Here is a 14,946-nt window from a genome sequence, read left to right as displayed (position 1 = left end):
AGTGGTTCAGCAAACCCTTTCTGAATTCCGAAATCCGAATTCTGAACTTGGTAAATATAACAAAAGCCCCGCACCGAGCGAAGCTTTCGTTTCTATCAGAGCGACCTATTGACGCGATTTACTAAAAAACCCGGCCGCCACAATCCAAGCCTTCGGCGCATGTTTGGCAAGAGGAAGTGTTTCCACAAGGCAGCAATTCATCGGTTTCATAAATTTCGTGAACGTACATACCATCTTCATACTTGATGTACTTTGCACCGGCAAAGGCCTCACTCAAAGTAAACGTGGCAACCCCCATAGAGCCACCCGTTTCCGAGCATCCAGGATACTGGAGTGTTGCATACAACGTATCGTTACTCAATTCGGCCTTAACTCCATTAAACATGCAATCGTCGTTCACAAGAACATCGTCGTGCCGGAAGGTAACGGAGCCATCGGAATTAAGAACTTTCACGACTCGCGGAGCCACGGCAGGGCCACCACGGTACATGGCGCTAACATCGGTCGCTTCTTCTACAATCTTGCCAGGAACAGGAGCCGGCAAGTACACCCACTTATTTGAGACACACTGGTAATGGCGACCATAGAATTCCAGCAAGGTATCCGTATCGCAGGGTTCCAAGTCCGGTCTATAGATTCCATCGGGAATACCGTCGCCATCACAGTCGCTACCCGGGGGGCAGATTTCTGCATCAGAAGAACTGATCGGCGTTTCCGAAGAGGAACTAGCAACCGTTTCGTCAGAACTAGAAAGCCCTTCCGCTTTGTTTTCGCTTGATTCAGGCGGCTGATTCGATTCCGACGATACAGGCGGTTGCACCGTTTCCGAACTGGACGGAGCCCGTTCTTCTTGCTTCTGCTGCTCCTGAGCATCCGTATTCGGTGCAGCAGGCGACGAAGAACCGTCATCGCACGCAATCAGACCAAACGCCGCAGCAGCAACCACGACGGCACTTAAGGTTTTCGATACTTTGTTCATATTACTTCTCCTTTATGGTTAAAAATCACTTCACCCATTCGCTATCCATATCAAAATCGGGGCATGATCCTTCCGAAACATTCAAATTGACTTCAACATGTTCGATTTCGGGGCGGGATTCTATTTCGCCGCAATACCGGAAGAGAAAATGGAAGATCTTGTTTACTGCGGAATTTGGGCAACTTCCCGCAGCAACATCCATGACAACGATCTTATCTGCGGTAATGTCTGCAACCACATACGCAATCGCCTTTTCATTACCGTAAACATTCATCATATACAGTCCGCACCCGCCATCAGCTAATCCGGATTCAATAGAATCAACTAGACCCGCATACTCATCGGCCGCTTCCGGGAAGAAATACGGCAGAGCACCAATATTTTCCTTGACAAATTGATGCGGCCAAGGTCCGTCAAACTCCGTCGCCATCGCTTGTCCCGGAGCCGTATCGGAGTCCTTTTCTTCGGTCAGCCCAGCGGCCAAAACATTCTCATACAGTTGATTGACATTCAGGCCAAGTTCCTCGACGTAATGCTCCAGCGAGTTCGGATTTTCATGCGAGCTTGACGACTGCGTTCCACCCTGCGGAGCGGCCACACTACTAGAAGATCCATCTTCACTGCTAGAAGACTCCTGTTCCTGCGAACTCGAAGAAACTTCAGGTTCCACCGAGCTAGACGATTCTACGGCAGAACTACCCACACCGGAATTATCATGCCGAGAACTCGAAGATACCGCATCACCTTTACCCGAGGAACTTTCTGGCGAAAATTTCTCACTAGACGAATAGGGCAACATTCCACTAGAAGAGCTTTCCTCTTCGCTACTGGACGACACCGCAAAAGCAAATTCATTGGTTTCTTCGGCTGTACCCGTAAGTTCGTGAGAATCGCTACAGCCCGCGCAAAAACAGACTGCAATAAAAGCGACAAGAGCAAGCGGTTTAGACAAATTAATCATTTTCATTTTCGCGCTCCTTCACGTTTTTTGTCAGCGGGAAAAGTTGCAAGTTCAAACGGTACACCTGTTCAACATTTTTCTCTTCGGCGGCAACGGCGATAATCTTGCGACGGAATTCATCCAACAAGTTTTCGATCTTGGAATAAGACTCACGAGAAAGCCCCATGGTAACGCCACTGAAATTGCGCTCTTCTACAGGGAGCTCCAGCGCCGGCGTCGCGAGTTGCGACATCATGCGGTGCATGCCCCGCATGGCAAGTCTCGTGGCATCGTTCGAGCCTTTCACGGACGTTTCGGACTGAACTAGTTTTCCCTCCGATTTCTTCAGGAGCCCCGCTTTCGTCAGAAACGCGAGCGATTCGTGGACCTCCTGGGCAGACACTTCCGGGTAGCACATCTTGGCGAGTTCGCCCGGAGTCGCCCCCGGCATTAGAGGGGCAAGTTCACGGAGCACCGGATTACGCCAGGTATCGTAGAACTCAAACAAGTCCCCTTCCAAGACGCGCACCTTGTACATCTTTGCGATCGAAAGCATTTCTTCGTAGGCGGCGACCTTTTTCGCTTCGACTTCGGCCTGGCCGAACTTGACCATCGCCCTGAAATAATCCATTTCGAAACCAGCAAGTCCCATAGCCGCACCCGTGCGTTCTACGCCGATACGGCTCAGCTTGCTTTTGCCATCGCACACAACTTTCATGTACGAGGGCGAACTGAACCCGGCGATTTTCGAGAATTCACGCCACGAGAACGCGGAGCAGCGCTTGCGTTCTTCGTAGTAGTCTCGCATGAACTTGCGGAAGTCGGTATATTCGATAATCGGTTTCATCATTCAGAAATATATATTCTCGCTCGACTCATGTCAAGACATTTATGATACAAAAATTTGATTTTTACTAAAATTTTCAAGATTTTTTAAATATTTTATATTTCATTTTTATATATGCTACATCTTGTATCATGTACAGAAAACGCCAGGTTGCCCCATCCCACGGCAGCACCATTTTTTCCGCAAAACAAGAAACCGAAATTATTATATAATTGCGATGGTATGTCGATTCACCCCCTCAAGGTATTTTTCTTATTCTGCTCGCTACTCGCTAGCCTCACAAGCTCGTGCCTTGCGCAGGAAAATTTCCAACGGTATTCGGCGCTCCCCTTCGGAGCCTACACCGAAGAAACAAAAATCCAATATGGAGCCGTCTTCGTCCTGTTTTTCAGACCGTTCCAAGAAGGCGAAAACATCTCTTCGATGGACTTTATCGCCCGCGGCACCACACGCGGTCAATTCCAATTCCAGTACGCACCGAACCTGTGGCTTCTCGGCGACCACCTGCACATTCCCGCCAAGTTAAACCTGAACAAGTGGCAATATTCGCTTTTCGAACGTGGGGCCCGTGGCGATTTTGAAGCTATCGACGAATACAAGAGCACCTTCGTTTACGGCCGGATTCCCTTCGAGATGAATTTCGGCATTCCGAATAACATTCCATTCCGCTACGGCATTGTATTAGAAGGCGAAGCTCGCAACAACGAACTCGGCGATGACGTACCCAAGAGTTATCAAGATGGTTACTATCTGGGCGGTGGCTATCAATTCATTCTCGACCAAAAAGACAACGACAACTGGCCGACCAAGGGATACTACGCCAGCTTCGAAGAGGTCTTTTTCGGCGGCGATTTCAGTTACCACACCGAAACCATCGATGTCAGACTCTATGCACCCCTGTTCTGGGAAACTTCAATCGCGCTGGGGCTATACGCCAAGCAGAGCCGCGGTGACAACGTTCCGCTCGGATGCCTCGCCGGTCCCGACGGCACCAAGCGATTCCGTGGCGTAGAATCGGGAATCTGGAGCGACACGCAGGCCGCCATCTGGCAAATCGAATTGCGCAGGCCGCTGTTCTGGAGATTCGCCGGAGTCATCTTCGGAGAAGCTCTGCAATCGGCGCCCTACTTCAGCGAACTGTTCAAGCGGCAGGTTCATTACGCCGTAGGTTTCGGCGGACGCCTCGCCCTGAACCGTAGCGAAAAGCTGCACGCCCGCGGCGACCTCTCGCTCGTAGACGGGAAGCACCTCGGCATCACCATCGACCTGAGGGAATCTTTCTAACGAGGTTTCCTAACAATCCGTCGGCAAGTCTTCGGGCAACAACTTCGTTCGTCTTGATTGCCGTCTGTCCGGCATACCCTGCCACTAGGGAAGACCAGTCATACTCCACCAAGTGCCCCTTCTCGAGAATGCCGAGATCCTTATATATCTGCGCGACAATGATAGCTTTTACAAATTCCACGCATTCCAATATCACATTTTCTATATTTGTGCCTAATAAAAGGAGTTACCATGCCAGCACAAGGTGAACACAATAAATGGATCGCCCTCGCCCTTTGCATTTTGCTCGGATACCTAGGAATTCATCGTTTTTACGAAGGTAAAATCTGGACGGGTATTCTCTGGCTTTGCACCGGCGGACTCTGCGGAGTCGGCGTTGTCATTGACGCAATCCTTATCGTGATGAAGCCGGAACACTACTAATTCAGAGTTCGGATTCTAGAGTTCGGAATTAAAAATTCTAGAACTAAGTATCGGGAATCAAATTACACATGAAACATTTATTCGTAATCGCGACGGGCAACCCCGGAAAAATCAGGGACTTCGCGCACATTCTCGGAACCGAGAACAAGGAATTCAAGACGCTCAAGGACATCGGCTTTACGGACGACATCGTCGAAGACGGCGACTCCTTCGAAGCAAACGCCATCATCAAGTCAAGCACAGTGGCCAAGTGGCTTTGCAAAAAACAGATCGAGGCAAGCGTCCTTGCCGACGATTCCGGCCTCGAAGTATTCGCATTGAACGGCGAACCGGGCATTTACAGCGCCCGCTACTGCGGCTACCACGGCAACGACCAAGCCAACAACGACAAGCTGATGCAAAAGCTCGAAGGTGTCAAAGACCGCAGCGCCCGCTATTTCTGCGCACTCTCCTACCAGAAGGTCGCCGAGGTAAACGGCAAGTGGACCGTGAGCGAACCGAAAATTTACGAAGGGGAATGCCGCGGGCAAATCAACTTCGCGCCCGTTGGCGACATGGGTTTCGGCTACGACCCGCTATTCGTCCCTGACGGATTCGACCGCACCTTCGCGCAGATGGAACTTGCGGAAAAGAAAGGCATCAGCCACCGCGGAAACGCTATCCGCGCCATGAAAGTGGATCTAGACGGCAGAACTTAGTTACAGAGCTTAGAACTTAGTTGATTTTGCAAAAAAAAGAAACCCGACAAAAAGTCGGGTTCTTTTTTCGATATTTTAGGTTCTGCGATTAAAACCAGCGCCAGGTCAGGCCGAAGAGCACCATGCTCTTGTACTGCGTATCTTCGTCGAGATCCCAGTCGTAGGCCATGTCGAAGCCGACCTGAAGTTCAACGAGCGGAGCAACCATCACGGAGAGCAGGTTTTCCCAGAGGCCGTCGATCTTTTCGACACCTTCGAAATTGCAGAATGCCCACAGACGGCTCTTGAAGCTCACGATGTCAGAGAATGCATACTTGACTTCGGTGATAGATTCGAGACCGGGTTCATCACGGAACTTTTCAAACTTCTCGGTATCCTTGTCGTCGGCGTAACCGTAACCATTAGAAATAGTCATGCGGTTAGCAAAGCCGAGGCGCTGGGAGAAGTTGTCGTTCGGAACGTAAGCAAGACCTGCCAGCTGAGTTTCGTAGGCGGGATCCATGAAGCTCGAAATCGGAGTCTTGATTTCATTGCCGTCTTCGTCTTCGCTATATTCGAAACCCTTCATGAACTGGGTTTCGAAACGGTTACCGATATAGGGCTTCAGGACTTCGGTCATGTTGAAGTCGATCATCGATTCCCAGAAGAGGCGGTCAGCGGACTTGCGCTTGCCAACGCCCTTGGTCCAGGTCTGACCGAGGTCGATATCAATGAGGTTACGCCAGTTGGCGATTTTCCACTTACCCTGCACATCGGCATCGTAAGTCACGAGCCAGGTATAGTTAGAGGTACCATCTTTCTGCCAGTTGCTGAAATTGTACCAGTTGTAACGAACGGCGGCGACCACGTCGGCCGTCCAGTTTTCGGGGAGAGCCCCTTCGAACATGCCACCTTCGGCCATTGCAGGTGCGGCAAATGCGCAAGCCGCGGCGCATGCCATGATTAAAGATTTCAACTTCATTTCTCTTTCCTTTTTTATGGCCCGGTCAACCCCAAGCCGTGATTTGCCAAACAATATAGGAATAAAAACACATTTTTGCGAGTATAAAATGTCAAAATGTCTATATTTAGGCCATGCGACGCGTCCGTTTTTCCCGACTTCCGATACTGATTTTCCTTTTTGCGGTGGTTTTCTGCCATGCAGGCGACCGGGAGCGCCAGGAGCATTTTCGATTCAACCTGGGCGTCGGAATCCGAAACCAGACTCCAGTTGTCGCCATCGGTGGAATGGGCTACGACAACGTCATCTTGCGCGTGCAGGGAATGGGCTGGCACCAAGGCGCGAACGATTTCTGGTGCGGATTCCGCGGAAGCCTGCTCTATACATTTTTCAGGGATCTTCCCTTTAATTTCGATGTAGGCATCGGTGGCGGCTACGAATTTGCCGAAGCCCCGAACAAAATGCACCAGGCATTCAACAAGGCAAACAGCGCCATGCTCCTTCGCCCCTACAATTACAAAGAAGAGGCCGACATTTCACTCGAACTTTGGGCGCACCTATACGGATTCTACACACAAATTAGTGTACCCGCCTACCGGTTCATCGACCACGACGCCAAGAAGGTCTTGTGGGGCGCAGGATACATGGTCGAGTTTTAGCTGGTAGAACTTAGAAAAAAGACTTACTTTTTCTCAATTGTGATGTAATAGTGGTCATCTGAATCTAAAACAAAGTATGTGAGTTCCATTGTGTACACAGCGCCGTTATAGACAATAGAACCTTCATAATCAACGGTATAAGTAGAACTTATCGTCTCCTTCAAGTTCCAACCGTATTTATTCAGTTGGTTCGCAACATAGGTACTATTTACCGCACTGGGAACAGACGACACTTCAAAAGCATTGCCGTAAATTTCGCCTAGAGCATAGAGGTCTTCCGGCAAATGCGCCTTGGCAACCTCATTCAATTCATACGCCAATATTTGGCGAGCCGTCATCTGCTCGGTTACGCCGGAGAATGTTCCGACGAAAGTTTCCATCGAATAAGTAAACAGCAAGGTATCCCTATCGATTGTAGAGGCTACCATATTCGGCTTTTCGATCGTATACCTAAAGCTTTCATTTGAAATTTTAGTTTGTTTGTAACCAGCCGCAATCAGGAGGGTATCGAACTTCTGCAGGCTCGCAAGCGAAATCGTCTGGGAAACTTCGCAGCTGCCACCAAAGGTCGGTTTCCAGGCGAGTTCAGACGGAGGCAGCTTTGCTGTTGCCAGGTCGCAGGTCGAAGCATTATTCACCGGAATATCTAACGCGCCGCCATTGGAAGAGGCGTCACCCGTTTTCACATAAACTACCGAGACAGCACCACTTGCGCCCGTCAAAGTTACCGTATGCGAGACGGTCCCTTCGGTCTTGGAAAAAACATACTCGCCGCCCTGACCATCCAGCGAAGGATTCGCCGTAACCGGAAGCCAGCCCGCATTTGAATAATTGGCAACATAGGTCGCAAACGCAACCGCATCCATGGTCCCCTGCGCGTAGCAGCCACTGTCCGTCTTTTCGAAAGAAAGGGACGATGCTGGCAAGGCAGATACATCACAAGAACCGGACGACGCTCCCGTTCCGGAATCATCAGACGAACAGGCGGCAAACATCATCGACGCCAAAGCACTCCCTAAAAGCAGCTACTTGATATTCATAATTTCCTCGTGTTGCTGGATTATATAATGACGAAATGTAAAAAAAAGCAATACATTGTCAAGTAAAAAATGCGCTTCCGTGAAATTCAGCACATTTTTCAGAGCCACTGAACCATTATGAAAAAATCCCCCGGTTTTGAACCGAGGGATTTTTTGACGAATGACTTTATCGACTACTTTTTCGGGAGCACAACCGGCTTGCCGAAGTCCACGTTCGTCTTGTTGCCGAGCAACAGGGCGCGCGTCTTGAGCGGCAGACCGTAGCAGCGGATGAAGCCCGTTGCATCCTTCTGATCGTACATGTCCACATCGGTGAATCCGCCGAGGCCCATGTCGTAGAGGCTGTAGGGGCTCTTGATGCCGGCCGGGATGATGTTACCCTTGTAGAGCTTGAGGGTCACATCACCGGTAACAACCTTGTTGACTTCGGCGAAGAAGGCATCCATAGCCTGGCGGAGCGGAGTGAACCACTGGCCATTGTACACGAGGTTCGCGTACGTCATAGACATCTTCTGGGCTTCGAACAAAGTTTCCTTGTCGAGCACGAGCTGCTGCAGGCATTCGTGAGCCTTGTACAGGAGCGTGCCACCCGGAGTTTCGTACACGCCGCGGCTCTTGAGGCCAACGAGGCGGTTTTCGACGATGTCCAAGAGACCGCAAGCGTTCTTGCCGCCAATCTTGTTCAGGTATTCGAGGAGTTCGACAGCGCCCATCTTCTTGCCGTCGATAGCCACCGGATTACCCTTATCGAAGGTAATCGTCACGTGATCAGCCTTGTTCGGGGCCTTTTCGTACGTGTTGGTGTGCTTGAGGAATTCGTACTTGTGTTCCTGTTCCGGGAATTCCAGGACGCCACCTTCGTGGGAGAGGTGCCACAGGTTACCGTCTTCGGAGTAAATCTTCTTCTTGCTGATGCCGTTCAGCGGAATCTTGTGAGCGGCGGCGTAGTCGATAGCGTCTTCGCGGCTATGGAACGTCCACTTCGGGTCCTTCCACGGAGCGATGATTTCGAGCTTCGGGTTGAGTGCGGCGTAGGTCAGTTCGAAACGGACCTGGTCGTTACCCTTACCGGTAGCACCGTGAGCAACAGCGTAAGCGCCTTCCTTTTCAGCAATCTTCACCTGGTACTTGGCGATGAGCGGACGGGCGAAAGAGGTTCCCAGGAGGTAGGTTCCTTCGTACTTGGCACCGGCGCGAACGGTCGGCCAAACGTAGTCTTCGAGGAATTCCTTCTTGAGGTCGAGAACGTAGCACTTGGAAGCGCCAGTCTTCAAAGCCTTGTCTTCGAGGGCCTTAGCGTCCGGGAAGTCGTTCTGACCGAGGTCGGCGGCGAAAGCGATCACTTCGCAGTCGTAGTTTTCCTTGAGCCAGGGGATGATGATGGAAGTATCGAGTCCACCGCTATAAGCGAGGACAACCTTCTTCTTGGATTCTTTCTTAGCCATTGTATTTCCTTTGAGAAAAATTTAGACGAGAAAAATATAGAATTAGACAAGAGACGAAATACGAGAGACGAAAATTTTTTTTGAAAAAACAACGTCTTTTTTACGGAACACGCTTGGTAGAGTCCTTCGGGAGCGGCGCCATCAGCTGGCGGAGGGAATCCACCAGAACGCTGTCCTTCTTGGGGAACATGTTCTGGTAAATCACGGCGCGACGCTTTGCCATGAACTGGCTTTCGCGCATGTTGGGGTGGTGCTTGCCCGGGCTTGCAAGCATGGCAGCCAGGTTTATCGCCTGGTCCACGCTGAGCTTGGCACAGCTCTTTTTATAGTATGTACGGCAAGCTTCCTGGCAGCCAAAAATATCCTTGCCCCACTGGGCATAATTCAGGTACAGTTCCAAAATGCGGTCCTTGCCGAGTTCATGTTCCATCAAGAGCGCGTACGCCAATTCCTTGAACTTGCGGTTGAAAGAACGTTCGCCACTCAAGAAGAGGTTCTTCGCAAGCTGCTGCGTAATCGTGGAGCCGCCGAACTTGGTTTTCCCTGCCACCTGATTTGCATCGAGCGCCTCGGCGATGGCGCGGACGTCAAAGCCCGGATGGAAATAGAAGCCGGCATCTTCGCTTGCAATGACCGCCTTCCGCAGGTACGGACTGATGGAATCGAGCGGAACATAGGTATGCTTGATTTGCAGGTTCGGACTCGAATCGCGCAGGGCCTCCATGTACTTGCTCATTTCGGGCTGGGTGTCCTTGAGTTCCTCGACTCCTTCGTAAATCTCGTAACCGTAAATGAACGCACGGTACAGGGCATACGAGGCCGCCACCGAGAAAACAGCCGAGTAGATAATCAAAATCAGCAATGCCTGGCGGATGACGAAATTAATCGTCCGGTAAAGCCACTTGATAATGAATCCTGTCACCTTCGCAAACGTGGTATTCGTGAACCACTTGAAAAAATCCCTGACCTTACCAAAATACAACTTCACCTTATCCATTACTTTTTTCCTCCGAACCAGTCATTGATGTCTTCACCCTCTTTCATGGCCGTGGGCAAGTTTTCCATTCCTTCGCCCAAAATTACATTATGAATGCCCGCTTGCGTAAACAGGTTGCCGATATATTCCATTCCAGAGCGCCCCGCCTCGTCGTGATCCAAACAAAGAACCACGTTCTTACTTTTGAACAAATTCAGCCATTCCACCTTGAAACTCCGCACACCGGGAATCCCCACCGCATTGATCTTTTGTCCTAAAAACGTGAGCGTATCGACCACGCCCTCGCACAGGTAGACCCAGCCAGGCTTATTGTCGAGCGCAGACATGTTGTACGGATACGGCACCGTGCCACGCAGGTTAAGCTCCTTGGGCACGACCGTTTTATCTATTGCCCGCGACTGGAAATAGAAAGCGCGGCGTTTCGTGTCGAGATACGGGAAAATCAACGGATGCTTGTAGTACCGCAAATGGCCCTTTTCATTAAAGAGACCCACATACTTCAAGACCTCTTCGCCAAAGTCCGCCTTGAGGCTGTTGTTCACCTCTTCGTAGTTGGTAATGGTGCGGAGCAGCATCTTGTCCCACACGGGCTTGTAGATGCGACGGCGGGCAAGCCACTTGGCCGCGGGCGTGTTATCGACGGGACTCAAACGCTTAAGGAACGAAAGGATAATTTTCTTATGTTCGTCTTCGGATACCAGCGGGGGTTCTTCGGGTTCGGGCGGCCGAACCATCTCGGGTTCCGGACGACTTTGCGGAGAAGATAAATTCTGCGGAGCATTCCCCTGCACCGAGGGTCGCTGACGCCCTGCGGCAGCAGGTTGCGTTCGTTGCGACAGGCGTTCCATTTCTTTGCGGGCAGAAGGCGGTACCAGAAACGGGTACTGTTCCATCAGCCAGCTGAGCGCCTCGACAAAACTGCAATCCTTTACAATTTGCACCAACGAAATCACGTCACCGCGAACATCGTCACAAACCCAGCAACGGAACGTTCCGCGTTCCTCGGAAATAGAAACGGAGGGAGTGCGGTCGCCGTGCGTGTGGCGTTGCGGGAAAAAACATCTGAAGCGACCATGAGAAACCGATATTCCCAGACTCTGCGCGACAGATGTGATCGAAATCGCCGCCTTGAATTGTTTCAGTTCCTCGTTGGTCATGGTGAGTATAATAATAGTAATTCAGATTTCGGAATTCAGATTTCGAAATTATATATTAAGAAGGTATGCTATATTTTCTGCTATGCAGATTCTCGAAAACGAACCGATGAGCAAGCACACCTCCTTTAAGGTGGGCGGTCCCGCACGTTATTTTGCGAAGGCGGAATGTCTGGAGGACCTCAAAAAAGCTTTGAACATGGCCTGCGAAAAGGGACTTCCCTACTTCATTTTAGGGAACGGCACAAACCTGCTTGTATCGGACAAAGGTTTCGACGGTCTTGTCATCACGCTTGCTGGAGAATTTTCAGAAATACAGGACCTCGGAAACGGGGCTTTCAAAGTCGGGGCGGCGACCCCGCTCGGCAGATTTGCCCGCAGCGCACTCAAGCAAGGTTTTGCAGGCATTCACAAACTTGCAGGAATCCCTGGCACCTTGGGTGGCGCGATTTACATGAACGCGGGCGCCTACGGTCAAGAAATCGGAACCTGCTGCACACAAGTCACCGTACTTGACAGCGACGGAAGCATTCGCGAACTTTCTAACGCCGACTGCGCCTTCAGCTACAGACAAAGTATTTTCCAGGGTAACAATCCGTCCACTATTGGTTCGGCAAGCTCACCAACCTTTATGACAATCTTGTCAGCGATGTTCCAACTGTCCGCCGCAAGTGCAGAATGCAAAACTGTCGCCGACCTCGAAACGGAACTTGCCGAATGCATGGCGAAGCGCAAGGCGACACAACCGCTGAATATGCCGAACGCTGGATCTACCTTTAAAAGGCTTGAGGTCGGATCGGCCGACACGCCCACGCAAATTGCACCGGGATACTACATTGAACAAGCCGGACTCAAAGGTTATCGCATCGGTGGCGCCGAAGTCAGCACCGTGCATGCAAACTTCATCGTGAATGCTGGCGGCGCCACGGCAAACGACATTATGGAACTCAGCGAGTTCGTACAAAATAAAGTCACCGAGAAATTCGGCATTCAACTACACCGCGAAATAATATTGCTGGGAAAATTTGAGTAAAGATTGATGTCTTCACCAAAGTCATCCTCGACCAAGTAAAACGCGGGAGGGGATCCATCAAAAATCTTACACCTAGATCCCGTCGCTTCGCTCCAGGATGACAGATTCGTGGCCCTTCGGCAGGCTCAGGGACCCGACTTCTAACCACTAATCACAATCAACTTCCTACTGCCTACCGTCTACTTTCTCTTCCGGCACGGGGTCGTAGCGATTCAGGATTCGCGTGACGATGGCATAAACAATGCCGCCCGTGAGTCCACCGGTCAAGTCAGCCACCAAGTCAAACACACTGCTGTCGCGAGTTTCCACAAAGCTCTGATGGAATTCATCGGTGCAGCCATAGGCCAAAGCGAGGATGCCAACCACGAGCACCCGCAGCCACTGCCGTTTGGACCATTCGTTACGAGTCCAAAGCATGGCGTAGCAGCCGGCAAGCGTTGCATATTCACAAAAGTGGGCAAGCTTATCCCAGATGTGCGGGAAATCTTCTAGCTGGTCCATCGTCATCGAAGACAGTTTAAAGATAATCGCCATGCAGAGCACGCAAGGAACGGCTCGGAAAAACGGGTACTTTTGAAAAAGCGATTCAAACATATTAGGTATGAGGTCGCGCCTTTGGCGCTTTGGGGAATGAGGTATGGGCCTAAGGATAGAAAAAGAGGACATCTTCAAAAGTCTATATTATTTCTAAATTTGAATCCATGAAAGCGATTACCTTGAAAGCCGGACGCGAAAAGTCCGCATTGCGTTACCACCCCTGGATTTTTAGCGGAGCCGTTGACGAAGTCATCGGCGACCCGGAACTGGGCGACACCGTTGAAGTTTACAGCTACAAGAGTGACTTCCTGGGTCTTGCGGCATACTCGCCCAAGTCCCAGATCCGCGGGCGTTTCTGGACGTTCGGCGAAAAGGCAAACATTGACCGCGAATTCTTTAGCGACTTGCTCGACCGCGCCATCGCCGCACGCAAGAGCCGCGGCTTCGACATCGAAGACAAGGAAAGCGCGTTCCGACTGATCAACGCCGAAAACGACGGCATCCCGGGCTGCATCATCGACAAGTATGCCGACATCTATTCTGTCGAAATCCTGGCTGCCGGCGCCGAAGTCCACCGCGAAACGATTTACGAACTGCTCGCCGAAAAGACGCACTGCCGCGGCATTTACGAACGCTGCGATTCCGATGTGCGCAAGAAAGAAGGCCTGCAGCTGCGCACCGGTTGCGTATATGGCGAAGTGAGCGACGAACCCGTCATCATTAACGAAAACGGAATTCTCTTCCCCATCGACGTGAAGAACGGTCACAAGACAGGTTACTATCTGGACCAGCGCGACGCCCGCCGCCGCATTGGCGAACTTTCCAAAGGCAAGAAGGTCCTGAACTGCTTCTGCTATACCGGCGGTTTCGGACTTTACGCTCTCCGCGGCGGTTGCGAAAAAGTTTACCAGGTGGATGTTTCCAAAGACGCGCTCAAGCTCGCCAAGGAAGGCATCATGCGCAACAAGCTCAGCACCGCCCACGCAACACATGTGGAAGCCGACGTGTTCCAGTACCTGCGCAAGTGCCGCGACAAGGCGGAAACCTTCGACCTCATCGTGCTGGACCCGCCCAAGTTCGTGGAAAGCAAGGACAACCTGCAGAAAGGCGCCCGCGGCTATAAGGACATCAACCTGCTTGCCATGAAGCTCTTGGCCGAAGGCGGCATGCTCGCTACATTCAGCTGCTCAGGCCTCATGGAAATGGACTTGTTCCAGAAGATTATCGCGGATGCCGCCGCCGATGCCCATCGGCGCGTTCAAATCATTGAACGCTTCGGCCAACCCGCCGACCACCCCGTGAATACGGCATTCCCCGAAGGGCAATACCTCAAGGGATTGCTGGTGCAAGTTGTTTAAGCAGAACTTTTGTAAACCTTAGTGTTCAATATAATTCGTACAGGCTAACAGGCCAAATATGTCTGTTCAGCCTGTATTTTTTAGTTTGTCTACATTTTAATTTGAGCTAAAAAAAATGCGTACAGGCTAATCCAATCTAAGTAGCTTCTTTAACCTGTACACCCCGTCAAAGCACCCATTCGGAAACGAAAAGCACCCCGCCCGATTGGAGCAGGGTGCAATTTCTCGCGTGAAGATGAAGCTAGGCTTCAGCTCAATTAGGCAGCCTTCACAGTTTCGACGACCTTGGCGAATGCTTCCGGATCGGCGACGGCCATATCGGCGAGAACCTTGCGGTTCATCTGGATGTTGGCCTTAGAAAGCTTGTAAATGAACTGGCTGTAGCTGATGCCATGTTCGCGGACAGCTGCGTTCAAGCGAGTGATCCACAGAGAGCGGAAGTCACCCTTCTTGTCACGGCGGTGAGCGTAGGCATACTGACCGGCGTGGGCTACGGCGTCAATGGCAAGGCGAAGGTTGCTCTTGCGACGGCCATAGAAACCCTTGGCGGCCTTGAGGATGTTTTTGCGGCGTTCGCGGGAAGGAACTCTGGTTTTAGCGCGTGGCATTCTT

Annotated in this window: 17 protein-coding genes; 6 read left to right on the top strand and 11 right to left on the bottom strand. The window is 51.2% G+C overall.

All coding sequences use genetic code 11. The features are described from left to right. Window positions 1-121 precede the first annotated feature (121 nt). From BUA93_RS01255 to BUA93_RS01245, 3 genes are read right to left on the bottom strand one after another with little or no spacing between them, the layout of a single operon-like run. Entirely contained in the window at window positions 122-979 is an 858-nt protein-coding gene (locus tag BUA93_RS01255; RefSeq protein ID WP_072976735.1) for a hypothetical protein, read from the bottom strand. Between the two features lie 25 nt (window positions 980-1,004). Further along, window positions 1,005-1,946, bottom strand: coding sequence for a hypothetical protein (locus BUA93_RS01250; protein WP_072976733.1), 942 nt, complete (start codon window positions 1,944-1,946; stop codon window positions 1,005-1,007). Next, the gene (locus BUA93_RS01245) at window positions 1,933-2,766 is read right to left on the bottom strand and encodes a TIGR02147 family protein (RefSeq protein WP_072977234.1); all 834 of its coding nucleotides are present in this window, start codon (window positions 2,764-2,766) and stop codon (window positions 1,933-1,935) included. Before BUA93_RS01245 ends, BUA93_RS01250 begins: the two co-directional genes overlap by 14 nt. 222 nt (window positions 2,767-2,988) lie before the next feature. Between BUA93_RS01245 and BUA93_RS01240 the strand changes: the two genes are divergently transcribed. Then, entirely contained in the window at window positions 2,989-4,050 is a 1,062-nt protein-coding gene (locus BUA93_RS01240; protein WP_072976731.1) for a BamA/TamA family outer membrane protein, read from the top strand. On the opposite strand, the gene BUA93_RS01235 is transcribed toward BUA93_RS01240, so the two are convergent. After that, window positions 4,022-4,231, bottom strand: coding sequence for a hypothetical protein (locus BUA93_RS01235; protein ID WP_139257645.1), 210 nt, complete (start codon window positions 4,229-4,231; stop codon window positions 4,022-4,024). The two genes, BUA93_RS01240 and BUA93_RS01235, sit on opposite strands and share 29 nt — an antisense overlap. A 50-nt stretch (window positions 4,232-4,281) precedes the next feature. Here BUA93_RS01235 and BUA93_RS01230 point away from each other — a divergent pair, with 50 nt between their 5' ends. Next, the gene (locus BUA93_RS01230) at window positions 4,282-4,473 is read left to right on the top strand and encodes a TM2 domain-containing protein (RefSeq protein WP_072976728.1); all 192 of its coding nucleotides are present in this window, start codon (window positions 4,282-4,284) and stop codon (window positions 4,471-4,473) included. A 68-nt stretch (window positions 4,474-4,541) separates the two neighbouring features. After that, window positions 4,542-5,171: an RdgB/HAM1 family non-canonical purine NTP pyrophosphatase gene (rdgB, locus tag BUA93_RS01225; protein ID WP_072976727.1), complete on the top strand. Its 630-nt coding sequence runs from the start codon at window positions 4,542-4,544 to the stop codon at window positions 5,169-5,171. 88 nt (window positions 5,172-5,259) lie between these two features. Here rdgB and BUA93_RS01220 read toward each other — a convergent pair whose 3' ends face one another. Continuing rightward, window positions 5,260-6,132 (bottom strand): DUF3078 domain-containing protein, encoded by an 873-nt coding sequence (locus tag BUA93_RS01220; protein ID WP_072976725.1) that lies wholly within the window; start codon window positions 6,130-6,132, stop codon window positions 5,260-5,262. A 113-nt stretch (window positions 6,133-6,245) separates the two neighbouring features. Between BUA93_RS01220 and BUA93_RS01215 the strand changes: the two genes are divergently transcribed. Further along, on the top strand, window positions 6,246-6,770 hold the full coding sequence (locus tag BUA93_RS01215) for a hypothetical protein (RefSeq protein ID WP_072976723.1): 525 nt from the start codon (window positions 6,246-6,248) through the stop codon (window positions 6,768-6,770). A 23-nt stretch (window positions 6,771-6,793) separates the two neighbouring features. Here the strand turns inward: BUA93_RS01215 and BUA93_RS01210 are convergent, their stop codons facing one another. The 4 genes from BUA93_RS01210 to BUA93_RS01195 all read right to left on the bottom strand — a co-directional run bounded on the left by BUA93_RS01210 (window position 6,794) and on the right by BUA93_RS01195 (window position 11,409). Further along, entirely contained in the window at window positions 6,794-7,777 is a 984-nt protein-coding gene (locus BUA93_RS01210) for a hypothetical protein (protein WP_139257643.1), read from the bottom strand. A 206-nt stretch (window positions 7,778-7,983) separates the two neighbouring features. Beyond that, complete coding sequence (locus BUA93_RS01205; protein ID WP_072798409.1) at window positions 7,984-9,255, bottom strand: argininosuccinate synthase; 1,272 nt, start codon at window positions 9,253-9,255, stop codon at window positions 7,984-7,986. A gap of 100 nt (window positions 9,256-9,355) precedes the next feature. Further along, complete coding sequence (gene mtgA, locus BUA93_RS01200) at window positions 9,356-10,252, bottom strand: monofunctional biosynthetic peptidoglycan transglycosylase (protein ID WP_072976719.1); 897 nt, start codon at window positions 10,250-10,252, stop codon at window positions 9,356-9,358. Beyond that, on the bottom strand, window positions 10,252-11,409 hold the full coding sequence (locus BUA93_RS01195; protein ID WP_072976717.1) for a toprim domain-containing protein: 1,158 nt from the start codon (window positions 11,407-11,409) through the stop codon (window positions 10,252-10,254). The genes mtgA and BUA93_RS01195 overlap by 1 nt, the downstream gene beginning before the upstream one ends. 82 nt (window positions 11,410-11,491) lie before the next feature. On the opposite strand from BUA93_RS01195, the gene murB reads away from it, so the two are divergent. Continuing rightward, window positions 11,492-12,439, top strand: a complete 948-nt coding sequence (gene murB / locus BUA93_RS01190; RefSeq protein WP_072976715.1) for a UDP-N-acetylmuramate dehydrogenase — start codon at window positions 11,492-11,494, stop codon at window positions 12,437-12,439. Between the two features lie 165 nt (window positions 12,440-12,604). Here the strand turns inward: murB and BUA93_RS01185 are convergent, their stop codons facing one another. After that, complete coding sequence (locus tag BUA93_RS01185) at window positions 12,605-13,033, bottom strand: VanZ family protein (protein ID WP_072976713.1); 429 nt, start codon at window positions 13,031-13,033, stop codon at window positions 12,605-12,607. A 107-nt stretch (window positions 13,034-13,140) separates the two neighbouring features. Here BUA93_RS01185 and BUA93_RS01180 point away from each other — a divergent pair, with 107 nt between their 5' ends. Continuing rightward, on the top strand, window positions 13,141-14,334 hold the full coding sequence (locus BUA93_RS01180) for a class I SAM-dependent rRNA methyltransferase (protein WP_072976711.1): 1,194 nt from the start codon (window positions 13,141-13,143) through the stop codon (window positions 14,332-14,334). Between the two features lie 257 nt (window positions 14,335-14,591). On the opposite strand, the gene rplT is transcribed toward BUA93_RS01180, so the two are convergent. Continuing rightward, on the bottom strand, window positions 14,592-14,942 hold the full coding sequence (rplT, locus tag BUA93_RS01175) for a 50S ribosomal protein L20 (RefSeq protein ID WP_072976710.1): 351 nt from the start codon (window positions 14,940-14,942) through the stop codon (window positions 14,592-14,594). Window positions 14,943-14,946 lie beyond the last annotated feature (4 nt).

Origin of the sequence: Fibrobacter sp. UWH4 (genome assembly GCF_900142475.1) — a bacterium.
Lineage (GTDB): Bacteria > Fibrobacterota > Fibrobacteria > Fibrobacterales > Fibrobacteraceae > Fibrobacter.
The sequence above is the reverse complement of the archived record's forward strand: the minus strand, read 5'-3'. Positions and strand labels throughout refer to the sequence as shown.

What these genes read in the sequence shown, in the direction of transcription:
- BUA93_RS01250 (WP_072976733.1), bottom strand. Translation starts at nt 1,946, where the DNA reads ATGAAAATGATTAATTTGTCTAAACCGCTTGCTCTTGTCGCTTTTATT.
- rplT (WP_072976710.1), bottom strand. Translation starts at nt 14,942, where the DNA reads ATGCCACGCGCTAAAACCAGAGTTCCTTCCCGCGAACGCCGCAAAAAC.
- BUA93_RS01185 (WP_072976713.1), bottom strand. Translation starts at nt 13,033, where the DNA reads ATGTTTGAATCGCTTTTTCAAAAGTACCCGTTTTTCCGAGCCGTTCCT.
- BUA93_RS01180 (WP_072976711.1), top strand. Translation starts at nt 13,141, where the DNA reads ATGAAAGCGATTACCTTGAAAGCCGGACGCGAAAAGTCCGCATTGCGT.
- mtgA (WP_072976719.1), bottom strand. Translation starts at nt 10,252, where the DNA reads ATGGATAAGGTGAAGTTGTATTTTGGTAAGGTCAGGGATTTTTTCAAG.
- BUA93_RS01240 (WP_072976731.1), top strand. Translation starts at nt 2,989, where the DNA reads ATGTCGATTCACCCCCTCAAGGTATTTTTCTTATTCTGCTCGCTACTC.
- BUA93_RS01245 (WP_072977234.1), bottom strand. Translation starts at nt 2,766, where the DNA reads ATGAAACCGATTATCGAATATACCGACTTCCGCAAGTTCATGCGAGAC.
- BUA93_RS01230 (WP_072976728.1), top strand. Translation starts at nt 4,282, where the DNA reads ATGCCAGCACAAGGTGAACACAATAAATGGATCGCCCTCGCCCTTTGC.
- BUA93_RS01205 (WP_072798409.1), bottom strand. Translation starts at nt 9,255, where the DNA reads ATGGCTAAGAAAGAATCCAAGAAGAAGGTTGTCCTCGCTTATAGCGGT.
- BUA93_RS01220 (WP_072976725.1), bottom strand. Translation starts at nt 6,132, where the DNA reads ATGAAGTTGAAATCTTTAATCATGGCATGCGCCGCGGCTTGCGCATTT.
- BUA93_RS01195 (WP_072976717.1), bottom strand. Translation starts at nt 11,409, where the DNA reads ATGACCAACGAGGAACTGAAACAATTCAAGGCGGCGATTTCGATCACA.
- murB (WP_072976715.1), top strand. Translation starts at nt 11,492, where the DNA reads ATGCAGATTCTCGAAAACGAACCGATGAGCAAGCACACCTCCTTTAAG.
- BUA93_RS01215 (WP_072976723.1), top strand. Translation starts at nt 6,246, where the DNA reads ATGCGACGCGTCCGTTTTTCCCGACTTCCGATACTGATTTTCCTTTTT.
- rdgB (WP_072976727.1), top strand. Translation starts at nt 4,542, where the DNA reads ATGAAACATTTATTCGTAATCGCGACGGGCAACCCCGGAAAAATCAGG.
- BUA93_RS01255 (WP_072976735.1), bottom strand. Translation starts at nt 979, where the DNA reads ATGAACAAAGTATCGAAAACCTTAAGTGCCGTCGTGGTTGCTGCTGCG.